This window comes from Paenibacillus liaoningensis (assembly GCF_059609455.1).
In genome coordinates, this window is sequence record NZ_JCAALU010000005.1 from 141,380 (window position 1) to 157,388 (window position 16,009).

General features: G+C 48.9%; 16 protein-coding genes. 12 read left to right on the top strand and 4 right to left on the bottom strand.

All coding sequences use genetic code 11. The annotated features are described in order from the left end of the window. Positions 1–76 precede the first annotated feature (76 nt). Positions 77–757, bottom strand: a complete 681-nt coding sequence (locus tag AC6B99_RS08465; protein WP_056034370.1) for an SDR family NAD(P)-dependent oxidoreductase — start codon at positions 755–757, stop codon at positions 77–79. A 265-nt stretch (positions 758–1,022) separates the two neighbouring features. On the opposite strand from AC6B99_RS08465, the gene AC6B99_RS08470 reads away from it, so the two are divergent. Continuing rightward, on the top strand, positions 1,023–2,858 hold the full coding sequence (locus AC6B99_RS08470; RefSeq protein ID WP_494857838.1) for a helix-turn-helix domain-containing protein: 1,836 nt from the start codon (positions 1,023–1,025) through the stop codon (positions 2,856–2,858). A gap of 91 nt (positions 2,859–2,949) precedes the next feature. Beyond that, on the top strand, positions 2,950–3,987 hold the full coding sequence (locus AC6B99_RS08475) for an ABC transporter substrate-binding protein (protein ID WP_056034375.1): 1,038 nt from the start codon (positions 2,950–2,952) through the stop codon (positions 3,985–3,987). A 174-nt stretch (positions 3,988–4,161) separates the two neighbouring features. On the opposite strand, the gene AC6B99_RS08480 is transcribed toward AC6B99_RS08475, so the two are convergent. Both AC6B99_RS08480 and AC6B99_RS08485 read right to left on the bottom strand, forming a co-directional pair. Beyond that, positions 4,162–4,533, bottom strand: coding sequence for a cupredoxin domain-containing protein (locus tag AC6B99_RS08480; RefSeq protein WP_056034378.1), 372 nt, complete (start codon positions 4,531–4,533; stop codon positions 4,162–4,164). A 215-nt stretch (positions 4,534–4,748) separates the two neighbouring features. After that, complete coding sequence (locus tag AC6B99_RS08485) at positions 4,749–5,126, bottom strand: phage holin family protein (protein ID WP_056034380.1); 378 nt, start codon at positions 5,124–5,126, stop codon at positions 4,749–4,751. A 201-nt stretch (positions 5,127–5,327) separates the two neighbouring features. Here AC6B99_RS08485 and AC6B99_RS08490 point away from each other — a divergent pair, with 201 nt between their 5' ends. From AC6B99_RS08490 to cysK, 5 genes are all read left to right on the top strand, one after another. After that, positions 5,328–7,697, top strand: a complete 2,370-nt coding sequence (locus tag AC6B99_RS08490; protein WP_494878501.1) for an endonuclease MutS2 — start codon at positions 5,328–5,330, stop codon at positions 7,695–7,697. Between the two features lie 71 nt (positions 7,698–7,768). Next, entirely contained in the window at positions 7,769–8,191 is a 423-nt protein-coding gene (locus tag AC6B99_RS08495; protein WP_056034386.1) for a DUF350 domain-containing protein, read from the top strand. A gap of 115 nt (positions 8,192–8,306) precedes the next feature. Further along, positions 8,307–8,834 (top strand): hypothetical protein, encoded by a 528-nt coding sequence (locus tag AC6B99_RS08500; protein ID WP_056034390.1) that lies wholly within the window; start codon positions 8,307–8,309, stop codon positions 8,832–8,834. Between the two features lie 325 nt (positions 8,835–9,159). Further along, complete coding sequence (locus AC6B99_RS08505; protein WP_494878496.1) at positions 9,160–10,467, top strand: MFS transporter; 1,308 nt, start codon at positions 9,160–9,162, stop codon at positions 10,465–10,467. A 28-nt stretch (positions 10,468–10,495) separates the two neighbouring features. Next, entirely contained in the window at positions 10,496–11,413 is a 918-nt protein-coding gene (cysK, locus tag AC6B99_RS08510) for a cysteine synthase A (protein WP_494857846.1), read from the top strand. 8 nt (positions 11,414–11,421) lie between these two features. Here the strand turns inward: cysK and AC6B99_RS08515 are convergent, their stop codons facing one another. After that, on the bottom strand, positions 11,422–12,552 hold the full coding sequence (locus AC6B99_RS08515; protein WP_494878494.1) for a CotH kinase family protein: 1,131 nt from the start codon (positions 12,550–12,552) through the stop codon (positions 11,422–11,424). 354 nt (positions 12,553–12,906) lie between these two features. Between AC6B99_RS08515 and AC6B99_RS08520 the strand changes: the two genes are divergently transcribed. From AC6B99_RS08520 to AC6B99_RS08540, 5 genes are all read left to right on the top strand, one after another. Further along, positions 12,907–13,683 (top strand): DUF6897 domain-containing protein, encoded by a 777-nt coding sequence (locus AC6B99_RS08520; RefSeq protein ID WP_494857848.1) that lies wholly within the window; start codon positions 12,907–12,909, stop codon positions 13,681–13,683. 112 nt (positions 13,684–13,795) lie between these two features. Continuing rightward, positions 13,796–14,461, top strand: coding sequence for a YwrJ family protein (locus tag AC6B99_RS08525; RefSeq protein WP_056034405.1), 666 nt, complete (start codon positions 13,796–13,798; stop codon positions 14,459–14,461). Positions 14,462–14,743: 282 nt separating this feature from the next. After that, positions 14,744–14,968 carry a hypothetical protein gene (locus AC6B99_RS08530; RefSeq protein ID WP_056034407.1) on the top strand — a complete coding sequence of 75 codons (225 nt, stop codon included), beginning with the start codon at positions 14,744–14,746 and terminating at the stop codon, positions 14,966–14,968. A 36-nt stretch (positions 14,969–15,004) separates the two neighbouring features. Next, a complete protein-coding gene (locus tag AC6B99_RS08535) occupies positions 15,005–15,412 on the top strand; it encodes a spore coat protein (protein WP_056034411.1) in 408 nt (135 codons plus the stop codon). Positions 15,413–15,509: 97 nt separating this feature from the next. Continuing rightward, positions 15,510–16,001, top strand: coding sequence for an Lrp/AsnC family transcriptional regulator (locus tag AC6B99_RS08540; RefSeq protein ID WP_056034414.1), 492 nt, complete (start codon positions 15,510–15,512; stop codon positions 15,999–16,001). Positions 16,002–16,009 lie beyond the last annotated feature (8 nt).

Below are 16,009 nucleotides of genomic sequence, written 5' to 3' on the forward strand. Positions count from 1 at the left end.
AAATCCCTTGAATAAAGCAGCGAGCCAATTGCCCGTGCTTCATTCAAGGGATTTTGATATATATCGGCTCGCCCGATTAGCCATAGCTGACCGTACTGCCTGTTGGACCGCCGCGGGGCAGGCTTGCGAGACGCAGCAAATCTGGTGTGACGACTGCCGGGTCCTTGCCCGTGGCATGCATTTCGGTGCGAAGCGTGCCAGGGTTGTACAAATTAATGAGAATGCCATATTCATGTTCTTCATCAGCAAGTGTCCGGGTTAGCGATTCAAGCCCGGCTTTGGCCGCGCTGTAAGCGCCATAACCTCCGGCACCGTTCCAGGAAAGGCCCGATGTTATATTAATAATGCGACCATAGCGTTCTGCACGCATATATGGAATGACAGCTCTTGATAAATAAAAGGGTCCTGTCAAATTAGTTGCAACCTGCGTATGCCAGTTTTCAGAAGTCAACTCAATAACATGTCCAGACTCCAGCACGGCAGCATTATTGAGCAAAATGTCAATTTTGCCCCACTTGCCGACAGCTAGTATAACCGCTTGCTTAATTTGCTGTTCATCGGTGACATCTGTAGGTATAACAAGCGCTTCCCGTCCGGTAGCCTCTTTAATCGCCTCAAAGGTTTCTTGGAGCTTGTTCAATCGCCGGCCCAGCAACACGACCTCTGCGCCTTCTTTTGCAAACGATAGAGAAGCGGCCCTTCCGAGCCCACTGCCTGCGCCGCTTACAATTGCCACACGCCCATTTAAAAGGCTCATCGTATCTCTCCCTTCGGCTTTTGCGAGAAAAACTTCGTAAGCGCTAACTTTTAGCTATAATGACCATCTTATCAAAGGGAAGCGGGAAGGGAAAGTGCGGCAGTTATCAATTTTTCTTACAGGGTAGCAAAAGAAAAATGATATTTCAGTCCATTATCGTAAAAGCTGTGAATACATCGCGATGAATTAGAAGTGCATCGAATATGATAAAGTAAAGTTAGTCCCTCAGTTAGTCCCTAAATTATAGAGCGCAAGGAGCCTTATTATGTTTCTTAAAAAACAAACGATTAGCAAAAACGGAAAAACTTACGAGTACTTTCGGATCGTTTCAACCTACCGCGATGAATTCGGACGGAGGAAGCATCGAACGGAGAAATATCTGGGAGTGCTGAGCAGCGAGGAAGTATTGAGAGTCAAGGCTGAGCTGCGGAATCGAACAGCCCTTTCCGTACAAGGGCAGCTGAGCGTCGGGAGCGTTAGCGTCGCTTCCTCGGCAACGTTTGTTTTTCAAGAAATCGTTGCCTTTACTTATGCGCCTCAATCACCTATGGAATGGAATGTTGCCAGCACGGACATGCTGCTGCTCGTTCGCGAGGGGCGCGGTGAGATACATATGGGCGGCAAAAAAATTTTTCTCAAGGCTGGAACGGCTTTCTATTGGCCAGCGGGTAGCGGCATGCATGTCAACAATCCTTATGAGGAGACGCTGCTGCTGGACCGTATAACCTTTATCGCGATTGCCCCAATTGATGATGCAGGCAGCTTAGAGAGCGAAAGTGTATACGGCCGCGCAGCTGTTGCGCATTGGATTGGCGGGGAGATGCCGCTCCTTGCCCCAGAGCGTGCTTTACAGCTAGGAGCAGAACTGCATGAAGCGACCTCCCTGAAAAGCTTGCATAACCCGCTTAGAAGCCAGCTTATATTTTATCAATTGCTGAGCTTAGTGTTTAATGAACAATCGGTTCTGAAAGATGAAGAAGATGGGAGTCGTTGGATAGATAACGCCATTCAATATATTCGTAATCATTATGAGGAGAAGCTAACGCGAGATCGGCTTGCGGCAATGATTGGCATTAGCCCTGAATATTTTTCGCGTGTGTTCAAGCAGGAAACAGGCCAAAGCTTTTTGGATTATTTGTGCCGGATGAGAATTCGAAAATCCCAACAGCTGCTGCAGCTTTCTCCTCTGAGGAGTATAGGCGAGATTGCAAAGTTGGTCGGTTTTCAAAGCGAATATTATTTTAGCCGCAAGTTTAAACAAATGACTGGGCTGGCGCCTTCATCCTACCGATCCAAGCCTAAAATATATGCAGCATTGTCGTCCTACGTGACCTCATGCATGTTGACGCTAGGTGTCATTCCTGCAATCGGCCTAATTGAACCATGGATGAAGGAAGCCCATGCCAAGGGTATGGATTTGACTGCTCTTGAGGTGGTGGGACACATGGGCAAAGAAACATTGCGCAAGCTGGCTCAGGCTGGGCCCGACCTCATTTTGGCCGGGGAGCAGACCGCATATTCAGAACGGCTAAGGGAAATTAGCTCTGTGTGCGAAATACCTGATTTGGACGACAATTGGCGCGGGCCGTTCTTCCTGCTGGCAGAGGCGGTCGGGAAGCGGAGCGAGGGAGAAGCTTGGGTAGCCCGATTCGAGCAGAAAATAGTTGAAGGGAGAAGAAAAATGACTTCTTTCATCGGACGCGACGAGACTGTAGCGATAATGAAGATCGTGTCAGACAAGCTCTACATTTATGGCCGTTCCACGAGCATGGGAGGCATTCTTCTATACGGGGAGCTAGGATTGAAGCCTCCTGCAAGCGTTAGCCGCGAGCTGATAGACAGGAATATTCCAAACAAAGCACTCACTTCAGAGGAGCTGCTGGCATTTTCCGCAGATCATATCATTTTATTCGACTACGGATCGCAAGGGCTTCCGAATAAGCGGGCCTGGATGAATAATGGGGCGTGGGGTAAACTTGAAGCCGTCCGGAACGGCCGCATCTATACGCCGAATCGCGAGATGTTTTATGGTTATGACACGCTGTCTCTGGAATATCAGCTCGAGGAGATTGTAAGGTTATTTTCCGCACATTCGGACTAATTTTTCGTCATGTTTGTATATGGACGTTAGCTGCCGAGAATTGTTATCATTTGATCGAATGATAATCAATTTCAATTAGGAGGCTGTTTCAATGTTGGTTTTGGCAAAAAAAATTTCCCCATCTATCGGTACGCTCATCTGCGTCATGTTCATACTTAGCGCGTGTGGCGGTAATTCCATTTCGAATACCCCAAGTACATCTAATACGACGGCCTCATCAACTGCCGCCTCAGAATTGCCAAGAGACAACAGCACACAAACGGATGAAGCTGCGACAAAAACCGTCAAGACTATCAAGGGAGATGTTGAGGTCCCTCTTCATCCGAAGCGAGTTATTGCCGGTTACTATCATGGTACACTGCTTGCTCTTGGCATTCAGCCTATTGGAGGCAGCAAAGAGTGGTGGATGGGCAGTCCCTTCCTGAAGGAGCAGGAAGCCGCAATAATGGACATCGGCTCCCCAGCTTCACCAGAGAAAGTGCTTGAAATGGAGCCTGATCTCATCGTTATTAATGATACACTCGCCGATCATTACGATAAATTTTCTCAGATTGCGCCAACGCTATTTATCGAGTACGGCTCTACAAAAAATGTTCGTGAAGAAGTGAAGCAAATGGGAGAGCTGCTGAACAAAAGCAAAGAAGCGGATGCATGGCTGGAAAAGTATGAGCACAACGCCGAAAAAGCAAGAAATCAGCTGAAGGACGTTGTTAAGCCAGGATCGACAGCTGTTCTGCTTGAGGTAGATGGAAAGACGCTAGCGGTTTTGGGCGATAATTATGGCCGCGGTGGAGAAGTGATTTACAATGCTCTGAAGTTCAAGGCGCCAGATTGGGTGCAGGAGAACGTCATGGACAATGGAGCACAGTACGTGGAAATATCGGAAGAAAAGCTGGCTGAGCTCGCGAATACAGATTATATTTTCTTATCGACCTACACAGAAACAACGGAGGAGCAGTTCAAGGAATTGACAGATGGACAAATTTGGAAAAGTCTTCCTGCCGTGAAAAATGGAAATCTGATTCCTGTTGATTATAAGACGTATTTTTATTTCGATCCGATTTCTATTATTGGCCAGATCGATGCTTTAAAACAGACGCTTCTCGATCATAAAACCGACAATAATTAAGTATAAATTACTAGTTTCTTACTTGACGCTGCTAGACCGAATGGTTAGAAACGTTATCGTTTAAAAAAACAGCCGCATTTTATTATAATTCATCATAAACAACAAAAACCGCCAGCACTCTCATTATGATGAGCGCATGGCGGCTGGATGCAACAAGCACCAATCCAAGCAAATTTATTCAACAATAAGCTTTGCTTGCATTTTAGTATGGCCTGTACCACAAGGCACGTTGCATACGATGGTATATTCGCCAGCTTTCAGCGAGATGGTTTTGGATTTATTATTTGGAATCGTAATATCGGTTTTGGTAACTTGGATGCCATGGACGCCATCCGTTGATTCAAGCTTAAGGTTAACGGCCTCGCCCTGCTTGATCTTATATTCGGTTTGCTCAAATTCCCAGCTCTTTGCTTTGACAATGACTTCCGCTGCACTGGCATCTGTATCTATAACGCCGCCCGCTTCGCTTGCTCCTCCGCTTGTCCCGCATGCGGCAATGATTGCAACGAAGCACATCACGGCAGCAAGATAAATCCACTTTTTCATCTTGTTCGGCTCCCTTTCTGCTTACACGCTTTATGACACGGAATTATTTTCCGCATCGCTTTTATTGTAACCCAATTTCCCCAAACTGACAGCATCAGAAGGTGACAAATTGTTGAATGGCTTGATGAAAAAGCCCTTGGCCATCGCTTTAGAGAGCGACGGGCAAGGGCTGACAAGCATACGACTTCCGCTAACGACGCATCACGATTAAGGCTTTAATGGTCGCTGCTGCGGCGGTCATGATCGGAGCGTCCGGCTTCATATGGCGTGCTGACGGGAATGAACAAGTCGATAATCCCGATCACGAGCGCAGCCAGAATGGCACCGAGCCAAGTAACCGAAACGCCGCTGACGATAAATTGGGCAATCCAGATGACGACGACGCTGGCGATGAAGCCGACGATGCCCCGTCCAAATGGCGTAACCTTTTTGCCGAAAATCGCTTCGATAATCCAGCCCAGCACGGCAATGACGATAGCCAGCATTAAAGCGCTCCAAAAACCGCCCACGCTGAACTGCGGCACAATCAAGCCCACAAGCATTAACACAAGAGCTGCTACGATGAACCGAACAACATGGCCTAAAAAGCTCATGTATTCAACCTCCTCAATTGATTTGAAATCCTTCACTACGGCCTGTGAAAAATCAACGGATTTTGCATGTCGACCAGGCTGGATATTGTGATTCCTTCGTATTGTAGCCAGTTTTCGCCGGAACATGTATGGAAGGTAACGTCATGTCGTGCATCAAAGCGCCGATTCGGCTATAATATAAGGGCGAGAGGAGTGTTACGCTTGGATAGTAAAATATTAACAACACTTGAATTTCACAAAATTATACATAAATTGACACAGCACGCAGCGACTTCGCTTGGCAAGGCCGAAGCGGAGAAGCTTGCTCCAAGCTCCGATTTGGAAACGGTTAAGCTGATGCTTCAAGCGACGGACGAGGCTTATAAGGCCGACCGTCTTAAGGGCAATCCGCCATTTGGCGGCATTACCAACATCAGCAGCTCGCTTCACAGATCGCGTATCGGTGGAACGTTGAACCCGGTGGAGCTTATGGAAATTGCGTCGACGTCCAGAGGGGCTAGGCGGGTTAAGCGTCATTTGGAAAATCTGCATGATGATGATCCAATTCCTTTGCTGCATGAAACGTCTGACCAGCTCAGCGAGCACAAGGAGCTTGAGGATGCGATTTTTGATTGCATTGACGATCAAGGTGAGGTTATGGATAGCGCGAGCGTCCAGCTCGCTTCGATACGCAGGGAGCTTCGTGGAGGCGAATCGCGCATCCGCGAGAAGCTGGAGCAAATGATTCGTTCCTCCTCGGTGCAGAAAATGCTCCAGGACGCTATTATTACGCTGCGCAGCGACCGTTATGTCATTCCGGTGAAGCAGGAGTACCGCTCGCATTTTGGCGGCATAGTGCATGACCAGTCTGGCTCGGGGGCTACGCTGTTTATTGAGCCGGAAGCAACGGTTGTCATGAACAACAAGCTGCGTGAGCTGAGAGCGGCAGAGCTGCGTGAAATTGAGAAAATTTTGCAAATGCTGACCGCGAAAGCGGCCGAGCATGTTGAGGATTTATTGTATAACCAGGAGCTGCTAGGCAGGCTGGATTTTGCTTTTGCCAAGGCGCGTCTTGGGCATGAGATGAAGGCGACGCTGCCACGCATGAATGATCGAGGCTTTCTGAAAATCAAAAGAGGGCGCCACCCGCTCATTGCGGCGGACAAAATCGTGCCGATTGATGTCGAGCTTGGCAATACGTACACAGCCATTATCGTTACGGGACCGAATACAGGCGGTAAAACCGTCTCGCTCAAAACAGTAGGCTTGCTCAGCTTGATGAGCATGTCCGGCTTGTTCGTTCCGGTAGAGGACGGCAGCCAGCTTTGCGTATTTGACGCTATTTATGCTGATATCGGTGACGAGCAAAGCATTGAGCAGAGCCTTAGTACGTTTTCCAGCCATTTAGTCAATATTATTCGCATTTTGAAATCCATGACGGCGAAAAGCCTCGTTCTGCTCGATGAGCTTGGCGCAGGCACCGACCCGGCTGAAGGCTCGGCACTAGCCATTGCGATGCTGGAGCATATTCATAGCATGGGCAGCCGTATTATTGCAACGACCCACTACAGCGAGCTTAAAGCATATGCATACAACCGCAAAGGTGTCATCAACGCAAGCATGGAATTTGATATTGCTACGCTAAGCCCAACGTACCGTCTGCTTGTAGGTGTTCCAGGCCGAAGCAACGCTTTTGCGATTGCAGAGCGGCTTGGCCTAAGCAAAACGATCATCGATCATGCGCGCGGTGAAGTGAGCGAAGAGGATCAGCGTGTTGAAAATATGATCGCGTCGCTCGAAGCTGACCGTTTGAATGCGGAAAGCGATCGCCAGACGGCGCAGTCGCTAAGACAGGATATGGAGAAGCAGCGTGGACGGCATGAGGCGGAGCTGCGCAAATTCGAGGAGCAGCGCGACAAAATGCTTGAGAAGGCCCAGGAGGAAGCGCGCGAGGCAGTGGCAAAAGCACGCCTAGAGGCCGAGAAAATTATTTCGGAGCTGCGCAAGCTGGCGTTGGAGGAAGGCGCTTCTGTCAAGGAGCATAAGCTCATTGAAGCCCGCCGAAAGCTGGATGAAGCGGTGCCTGAGCTGCACAAGAAGCAAAATCGTCCTTCTAATGCCGGGCAACAGAAGGCAGTTCGCAAAATCGAAGCCGGAGACGAGGTTATGGTCTACAGCTTGAATCAGAAAGGGCTTATCATCGAGGTGCATGGGGCGGATGCGACCGTTCAGCTCGGCATTATGAAGATGAAGGTAGCCATTGCCGATATGGAGCTGATCAAGCCAGCTGCTCCGCTTAAGCAGCAGCCTAAGCAGGCAGCCAGCGTGAAACGCTCCAGAGATGAAAATGTGAAGATGGAGCTTGACCTCAGAGGCTCGAATTTAGAGGAGGCACTCATGGAGGTTGATCAATTTCTCGATGAATCCTTCCTCTCCGGCATCGGTCAGGTTTATATTATTCACGGACATGGCACCGGCGTGCTGCGATCAGGCATACAGCAATATTTGCGCAAGCACAGCCATGTGAAAAAATACCGCTTGGGCAACTATGGTGAAGGCGGAGCCGGCGTTACGGTTGCTGAGCTGAACTAAATTAGCTGGCTGCGGCCTGCAAGGCGCAGCCGCTGCATCATTTTCGCAAATCGGTTAAAGGAGGGTAACGCATGAGCAATGAGGTCGATGTGCTGCTTGGCAATTCCTATTTGGCAATGCTGCTTTATATATCCATTGTGGTTCTCTCGCTTCTCGTTTTTTTATGGGTGTTCGAACTCGTTACCCGTTACAACTGCTGGAAAGAAATTAAAAACGGCAACGTTGCTGTCGCAATGGCGACAGGCGGTAAAATTTTCGGGATATGCAATATTTTTAGATTTTCAATTGAAGCGAATGACTCCATTTACCAAAGCATGATTTGGGGCGCATTCGGTTTCCTTATTTTGCTGGGCGCTTATTTCCTATTTGAGTTTTTAACGCCGGTATTTCGTATCGATGATGAAATCGAGCGGGACAACCGGGCTGTTGGCTTGATTGCTATGATTATTTCCGTTTCACTTTCGTATGTCATTGGCGGTGCCATTGTGAGCTAGAATGCAGGAGGATCGACATGAAATATTTATGGGGAACATTGCTGGCGCTCGCCGTTGTGTTTTTTAGCATCGGGGTTTATTACGTAATCAACAATTAAATGGGGGGCAATCAAGGATGGAAGAGCAAGTGGTATGTCCATGGTGTTTGACGGAAATTGTATGGGATGAAGAAATCGGTCCCGAAAAGCATTGTCCGCATTGTGAAAATGAGTTGGATGGCTATCGTACGCTGCAATTCGGCGTCGATAATGACCGCGATGAGGATGATGAAGAAGAGCCGGAGTGGGAGCAAGAAGACGGCAGCGGTCAGCAAGCGGGCAGCGATTGGGATGAGGCAGATGACGGCTTCCGCAGAACGCATCGCGACTGGATTGGGGCGCAAGGCAAAGTGCAGCAAATCATTAATGAGCAGGAAGAGGCGCCAGAATGTCCTTCCTGCCGTGAATATATGCTGGAAGCAGGCAAAATGGCGATAGCGGCAGGCTCCTTCGAGCCAACGCTGCATCCGGCACTGGGACAGCCTCTGCTGCAGCCGCCATTTGAACTCAAGCTATATGTGTGCCCATCATGCTTCCATACCGCTACTCAGCTAAGCGGCAATGACCGAGAAGGAATGCTGAAGGCACTCGCTTCCGAAGATTAATATCAAGCAGCTGGACAACGCGGTTTTGACCTGATTCGTCGAGGTCACTGCACTTGCTCCGGCTTTTTTTTTGAAATATAAGCAGGTATAAGTTTCCCCCTTATAAACGGCATATATTTCACCCGCGAAACGGTAGCTTTGCCGCCAGAGGACGGCGACAGCCGTTTATGCTTGTACCTCCAGCCTATAAATGCCAGCAAAATGAGCGGCATGTACCTGACGCATGTAGGGAACCTTATATAGCACCTAAACAAATGCAGGGCAGCATGCCGGGCGAGTAAGCAAGCAAGCCTATTCAGCCGGCAGCCGGGGAAGGGGTACAAAAATGAAACAGAACAAAGGTGAATTCAGTACTGGAGCAAAAACACGCATGAAAACGTCGATGCAATTGGGGCCATTCGGCCGCCCAACCATGCTGGGAAGAGCGCCTACAGGCGGCGTATTGGATCGCCAGGCCATATTGCTTCTGGCTGTTCAAGCGTTATTCGGCATCGCGCTTGCGCTCTCAGGAACATTCGTGCCCATCTACTTATGGAAAGCCAGCTCCTCTTATATGCTGGTCGGCTGGTTTACGATGAGCCAGTATTTAACATGCGGCATTACCTTTTGGCTGGCGGGAAAATGGGTTAAAGAATATAATAAAATGAACAGTCTCCGCACAGGCATCGTGCTGTCGGGGGCTTTTTATTTCACGGTGCTCATGCTGGGCAAGCTGGCGGCGAGCTATATTATTCCGCTGGGCCTATTGAATGGGTTAGCGCTGGGCTTATTTTGGGTCGCATTTGATGTCATTTATTTTGAAATTACCGAGCCGGACAATCGCGACCGCTTCAACGGCTGGTCTGGGCTGCTTGGCTCTGGTGCGGGGATTTTGGCGCCGTGGGTATCGGGCTTGCTCATTACCTCGATGAGCGGCGAGCGTGGCTATCAGATTATTTTTACGGCATCGCTTGTCATACTGGCCATTTCGGTTGTGCTGAGCTTCTGGTTGAAGAAACGCAAGCAGGACGGCAGGCGATACAGCTGGACGCATGGCTTTCAGCAGCTTGCCATTCCCGGCAATCCATGGCGTAGAATGCTACCAGCTGTCGTAGCTCAAGGCGTACGGGAAGGTGTGTTTCTTTTTTTAGTCGGCTTGACCGTCTATATCGCCACGCAAAATGAGGCCAAGCTGGGCAGCTTTACGCTCATAACCTCTTTCGTTGCCCTAATCAGCTTCTGGCTGGTCGGCAAGCGGCTGTCCCCGCGCAATCGCAAGCGGGCGATGCTAGTTGGGACTGTCATGAATGGCCTTGTCATATTGCCACTATTTTACGAGGTGAATTTTACGAATTTATTGTTATTCGGTATTGGGACGTCCATATTTATGCCGCTCTACATTATACCGATGACTTCAAGAGTATTTGATTTAATTGGGGAATCGCAGTCCGGCGGTGGAGAACGCGAGGAATATATCGTCTTGCGCGAAGCGGGTCTGACGCTTGGACGGGTGCTTGGGCTTAGCGGCTATTTGGTCGTGCTGACGCAAAATCATTCTCCGCTTGCGGTCGTCTGGCTGCTGTTCGTAGTCGGCTCGGTACCTGTTATTGGCTGGTGGATGATGCGTCCATTGTTGGAACAAGAGACATCATGATTCATGGGAAACAGGGGGTTTAACAGTTATGCCAAAAATCGTATCAAGCATTATTGATTTAGTAGGTGAAACGCCTGTTGTGAAGCTGAACCGTTTGGCGGAGGAAGGCTGCGGAGATGTTTTCGTAAAGCTGGAATATTTTAATCCGAGCGGCAGCGTTAAGGATCGGGCGGCAGCTTCCCTTATTCAAGCTGGAGAGCTTAGCGGCCATATTAAGCCGGGCTCCACGATTATAGAGCCAACTAGCGGAAACACGGGCATTGGACTGGCCATGGGGGCGGCGGCTAAAGGCTATAAGCTCATTTTGATTATGCCGGACAATATGTCCCAGGAGCGCATTAAGCTGCTTCGTGCCTATGGCGCGGAAGTGGTATTGACGCCTGCAGCCGAGCGAATGCCTGGTGCGATTGCCAAGGCGGAGGAGCTGGCGCAGAGTATTCCAGGCAGCTTTATTCCGAATCAGTTTGAAAATAAAGCAAACCCCGATGCCCATCGGGGTACGACAGCAATAGAGATATTGCAGCAGATGGAAGGGCGGCTCGATGCTTTTGTTGCCTGCTCAGGAACAGGCGGCACCATTACAGGAACCGGTGAGACGCTGAAAGCCGCGCTTCCGAATTTACATATTGCCGTCGTTGAGCCTATGGGTTCGCCCGTATTGTCCGGGGGAGTGCCTGGGCCGCATAAGCTGGTGGGCACAAGTCCCGGCTTTGTGCCGGCTATACTGAATGTTTCCGTCTATGATGAAATCATTCAGGCGACGGATGACGATGCAATCGCTATGATGAAGGCGCTGGCCCGTCAGGAAGGCTTGCTGCTCGGCCCTTCTTCAGGAGCTGCCGTTTGGGCGGCTTTTCAGGTGGCTCGCCGCCTTGGAGCCGGCAGCAGAGTGCTCTGTATTGCTCCCGATACAGGCGAGCGTTACTTAAGCATGGAGCTATTTTAAAAGCGGCTTTAATGAATTTTAACTTTAAGGGCGGCAACATCAACATCAGCTGTCTTCTTCGTGAGCTTCCAGCTTTTTAAAGCCTTTCTAATAAGAGCGCGTCTCTCCTTCACATAATTCAATATGAAGTCGGGCTCGCTCAAATACGTATCAAAGCTGCTTTTTCGCGTGTAATCCTCTTGAATGGCTGGCGTCAGCTTGCTGTACATCGCGCGCACCGTCCGCTCCACCTGTTCCTCCGTAAATGCTGTTTGCAGCAGCCGGAGCAGGATGGAGCGGTATTTGCGTTTATAGGCCGGAATGGCCAGCAGTTTGTCCGTCAGCGTATTATAGCCTTCCACCCGCACCAGATCACTTCCACATGGCTTGCCGTAGCAATTTCTTCCCCATGTTCCTTCATAATCCCAAGGCATCATCCGGTATTTTCCCGTTTTCCCATGTACATAAAGCGCGTAGTTCTGATCGAAGCCATCATAGTTTCCCGTAAGCACAGCTCCCGCGAGCCAGAGCAAATATTGATCGACATCTAGGCGCCTTGACGTCCAAGTGCTCCATTGCAGGCGGGATGTGTGCTTGCGGTTAATGCCGCTGACGAAGCGGATTAGGCGCAGCTCGGAGGCCGCAAGTCCGGATACGAGTTCATAGCCGTCAAAAAGAGACTCCTTCCGTCGCTCCGTAATGGGATCAATCAGGCTGAAGTTTGCGCTGTCATTGACCGCATATATAATGGCGCGGCAGCCAATGCCTCTTCTGCGAAAAAATCTGGGATCAACGGATTCAATCTCTAAATAGACGCCTTGAGGGGCGCCATTAATGACGAGCCAAATATGCCGGGTACGCGGCGATGGCACGCCAATCTGATTGAAAAACTGGAAGGACAGCGCATTGCGAATCATCGAAGGATCATCAAACTCGGCGTTCCAATGCAGCGTCAAGCCGGTTGTCGTTCTGACTTCATAGGATTTTTTAAAATAGTTCCTCGTATGACCGCCGCGATAGCCAAAAGTGGCTTCTCTAGATATTCCATTCATCTCTAGCTGAACGGGCTGGAACGTATGGCTCCAGGAATCCTCCTGCAGTTCCTGCAAATGATCAGGTTCAATCGTAATTTCACGAATCGGCAGCGTTTGGGTTGACATAGGGCTTCCACCTCCTGCGGGCAGATCAGCCTATCGTCCTCAGATAGGCTTTTGCTGATTTACCTTATTCTGCCGCGGGGTGTTTTGCTACTGCTGGAGCAGCGACTCTATGAAACTTTTCTAGTTATATGCTTATGCCTTAAATAAATAGTTATTAATCTAGTACCTCTTATATGAGGGATACATATAAATGTATTATAAATCGTCTCCCATGACAGATGAACGGCATCAAGCACTGGAGGGATGCTCGCTACTCAGGCCAAGGTGGAAACAGCAAGCAGGGACAGGGTCAATAACTTTTAAGATTGTATGTAAATCTAGCACAGCTCATTAAACATTTGGAGGGATTTTACTATGAATTATTGCAGCAACTTTGTAGGTGGAGAACAGGATCGCAACTCGGGCAACATGAACCAACACCATAAAAGCAATCAACACAAATGCAACAAACACAAAAGCAACAAACACAAAAGCTCCAAAGAAAATGGTACTAAATCATTTCTTGACGGCCTCGTTGGACAATATGTGAAAATCAACCGTGGTGGTCCAGAATCCCTCCAAGGTACGCTCGTTGCCGTGAAAAATGACTATCTAGTGCTTTGGACAAAGGAAGGCATTGTTTATGTGAGCACGAGCCATGTGAAGAGCATTACGGATTTCCCTAGCGACAAAAGCAAAGGCCGCACTCCCCAATATATTCATGCTTCCAGCTTCATCGGCGTAATCCGTGCGCTCAACCAAAAATTTGTGCAAATCAACTGGGGCGGCCCGGAGAAAATCGAAGGCTTTATCGCCGAAGTTGGCAGCACATCCTTGCTGCTGGTCGTAAACCGTGAAGTTGTTCAAATTCAATTGTTCCACATTAAAACAATTAAGCTGCTTGGACAAAACACATCCCGTGGCGACCGTTCGGGAGGAAATAATAACCGCACAGGCGGATCGAACAACGGAGGAAATAAAAACCGCACAGGTGGATCGAACAGCGGAGGAAACAAGAACCGCACAGGTGGAACGAACAACGGAGGAAATAAAAACCGTACAGGTGGATCGAACAGCGGAGGAAACAAAAACCGCAAAAACAACAATAAAAGCGGAAACAAAAACGGAAACCGCTCAGGCAAAAGAAATTAGCGTTTAGTGGGAACATCACCATGCATTAGGCGCTAGTGGAATGCCGGGTCAGGCACTTGATGCCGAAGCCCGGTATTCATTTGAAAAAGTCGGCAGAAAGGAGAGAGACACTATGAAAAATCGCCATCCGCTGCTTGACCAGCAAGTAGAGCTGGACATATCGGGAAAGGTCGCGGCTATTCGCGGCAAGCTGATTGAATTCGGGCAAGATATTTTAGTGCTGCATACGGGCTTGCAATTTATTTATGTCCCGCTCATTCATTTGCAGCAGCTGCGTCTGTCCAATCACAAGTATGACCCATTCGAGGTGCCGGAGCTGCCCTTTGAAGCCTACAATGAAACGGTATCCTACCGCAAAATTTTGATGAATGCCAAAGGGATGTTTTCCGAGCTGTACATTACCGGGAATCAATCGATCCATGGCTATGTTACGACAGTTATGAATGATTATTTCGTGTTTTATTCCCCGATTTACCACACGGTTATGGTGTCTTTGCACCATCTGAAATATTTAATTCCCTACAACCCCGATGTCACGCCATACAAGCTGACTCCCGAGCAGTTTCCATTAAGGCCATCCCCCGTCACTTTGTCGCGAACGTTCGATCAGCAGCTGCGCAAGCTGATGGGTGAATTCGTCGTGCTCGATTTGGGAGAAAACTCAAATAAAACGGGCGTTCTTAAAGCGATTGATCAAAGCATGCTTGAGCTGTCCACCGCGAGCGGCGCTTCGGTATTTTTACATTTTGACCATGTGAAAACCGTTCATTTGCCTTAAAGGTTCGTTCTGTCTTCCGTAAGCTATATGATGAAGGTGAAAGTGCCTATTGACCTTGCGAAGAGGGGATAGGCCCTTTTGCGTGATTAAACGACGTTGTGGACAAGCACGAAGATAAGCCTAGTGGACGGCGTTGTAAATTAAGGTGGTCTACCCATACATAATTAGTGGGAGACTGATCCATAATACGTAAGGGTTGACATTCGGTCAGCCGAGCGGAGCTATGAACTTCGCTCGCGAACATGTATTCAATCATAGAAAAGTTAAGGAGGAGGAAATTCGATGTTACAGCCAATGACCGCGAAAGAACTCGAGTATATAGCTGATTCGATGTCCAACGAGGATTTGCTGATTAAGCAATGCTCAGCCGTATCTGTAGGTGCAAGCACCCAGCAGCTTCGTCAGGCATGCTCGCAAATGCTCAATACGCATCAGCAGCATTATCAGACATTGATGCACATGCTTCAGCAGCATCAAAGCATGGCGCCGACCCAGCCTCAGCAATAAGCATATTTGGCAAGCAGACATAAGGAGGAAAAAGAGATGCAACAGCAATATGCGCAATCGTTTTTGCCAGAAGAGGATCTGGCCTATACGGTACTTAGCGACTTGAAACGGGTAACCCGCGAATACGCGACGGCGGCCACAGAGGCTGCCTGTCCATCCATCCGCCAAATGTTTACGAACCTGCTGAACAGCACGCTGAAAATGCAGGGCGAGCTATATCAAGTGATGCAGTCGCAAAATATGTACAACACCGCATCGCCTGTGCTCAGACAGGAGATCGACAAGCAGTTGAAGGAGTACCAGCAAACCCAGCAAAAAACATCGCAGTTTTTGCAGCAGCGTATGGGCAGCCAGTCGCATGCGATGCAAGCAGGATACGGCCATATGGTGCAACAGCAGCAACAGCACAACCAGCAAAATTCCCATCAGCCCTACTACATGTAAAGACCCTTCGGGGTCTTTTGTTTTTTTCTTTGCAGGAAGCCCGGATTCGTTGTAATATGAAGGGTAATAACTTCAGGTTTGCTGGAAGGAGTATATGATGAACGAATTGCAACTCAAAGTATTGGAGCTGCTCAAGGAAGACGCCAGACGTGACGCGGAATTAATCGCCACTTTGCTAGGTGCTCCCGCTGAGGAAGTAAAGCAGGCAATAGCCGAGCTTGAACATAATCATATTATTGTCAAATACGCGACTATTGTGAACTGGAGCAAGGTAGATGACGAGAAGGTAACGGCGCTGATTGAGGTGCAAATTACACCTGAGCGGGGACGTGGCTTCGAAGGCATAGCCGAGCGCATTTACTTATATCCGGAAGTGAAATCCGTATATTTGATGTCCGGAGCCTATGATCTGCTCGTTGAGATCGAAGGGAAAAACTTGAAGGAGGTTGCCTCCTTCGTATCGAATAAGCTGTCCCCAATCGATGCTGTATTGTCGACAAAGACGAACTTTATTTTGAAAAAATATAAACAGGATGGAATTATCTTCGAGGAGCATGAGGGTGACGATCGTTTGATGATTTCGCCGTAAGAGGTGAA

Bases quoted from the DNA above. Each gene is read 5' to 3' on its own strand.
- AC6B99_RS08470 (WP_494857838.1), top strand. From the start codon at position 1,023: ATGTTTCTTAAAAAACAAACGATTAGCAAAAACGGAAAAACTTACGAG.
- AC6B99_RS08475 (WP_056034375.1), top strand. From the start codon at position 2,950: ATGTTGGTTTTGGCAAAAAAAATTTCCCCATCTATCGGTACGCTCATC.
- AC6B99_RS08515 (WP_494878494.1), bottom strand. From the start codon at position 12,552: ATGTCAACCCAAACGCTGCCGATTCGTGAAATTACGATTGAACCTGAT.
- AC6B99_RS08535 (WP_056034411.1), top strand. From the start codon at position 15,005: ATGCAACAGCAATATGCGCAATCGTTTTTGCCAGAAGAGGATCTGGCC.
- AC6B99_RS08505 (WP_494878496.1), top strand. From the start codon at position 9,160: ATGAAACAGAACAAAGGTGAATTCAGTACTGGAGCAAAAACACGCATG.
- cysK (WP_494857846.1), top strand. From the start codon at position 10,496: ATGCCAAAAATCGTATCAAGCATTATTGATTTAGTAGGTGAAACGCCT.
- AC6B99_RS08495 (WP_056034386.1), top strand. From the start codon at position 7,769: ATGAGCAATGAGGTCGATGTGCTGCTTGGCAATTCCTATTTGGCAATG.
- AC6B99_RS08500 (WP_056034390.1), top strand. From the start codon at position 8,307: ATGGAAGAGCAAGTGGTATGTCCATGGTGTTTGACGGAAATTGTATGG.
- AC6B99_RS08485 (WP_056034380.1), bottom strand. From the start codon at position 5,126: ATGAGCTTTTTAGGCCATGTTGTTCGGTTCATCGTAGCAGCTCTTGTG.
- AC6B99_RS08480 (WP_056034378.1), bottom strand. From the start codon at position 4,533: ATGAAAAAGTGGATTTATCTTGCTGCCGTGATGTGCTTCGTTGCAATC.
- AC6B99_RS08530 (WP_056034407.1), top strand. From the start codon at position 14,744: ATGTTACAGCCAATGACCGCGAAAGAACTCGAGTATATAGCTGATTCG.
- AC6B99_RS08520 (WP_494857848.1), top strand. From the start codon at position 12,907: ATGAATTATTGCAGCAACTTTGTAGGTGGAGAACAGGATCGCAACTCG.
- AC6B99_RS08465 (WP_056034370.1), bottom strand. From the start codon at position 757: ATGAGCCTTTTAAATGGGCGTGTGGCAATTGTAAGCGGCGCAGGCAGT.
- AC6B99_RS08525 (WP_056034405.1), top strand. From the start codon at position 13,796: ATGAAAAATCGCCATCCGCTGCTTGACCAGCAAGTAGAGCTGGACATA.
- AC6B99_RS08540 (WP_056034414.1), top strand. From the start codon at position 15,510: ATGAACGAATTGCAACTCAAAGTATTGGAGCTGCTCAAGGAAGACGCC.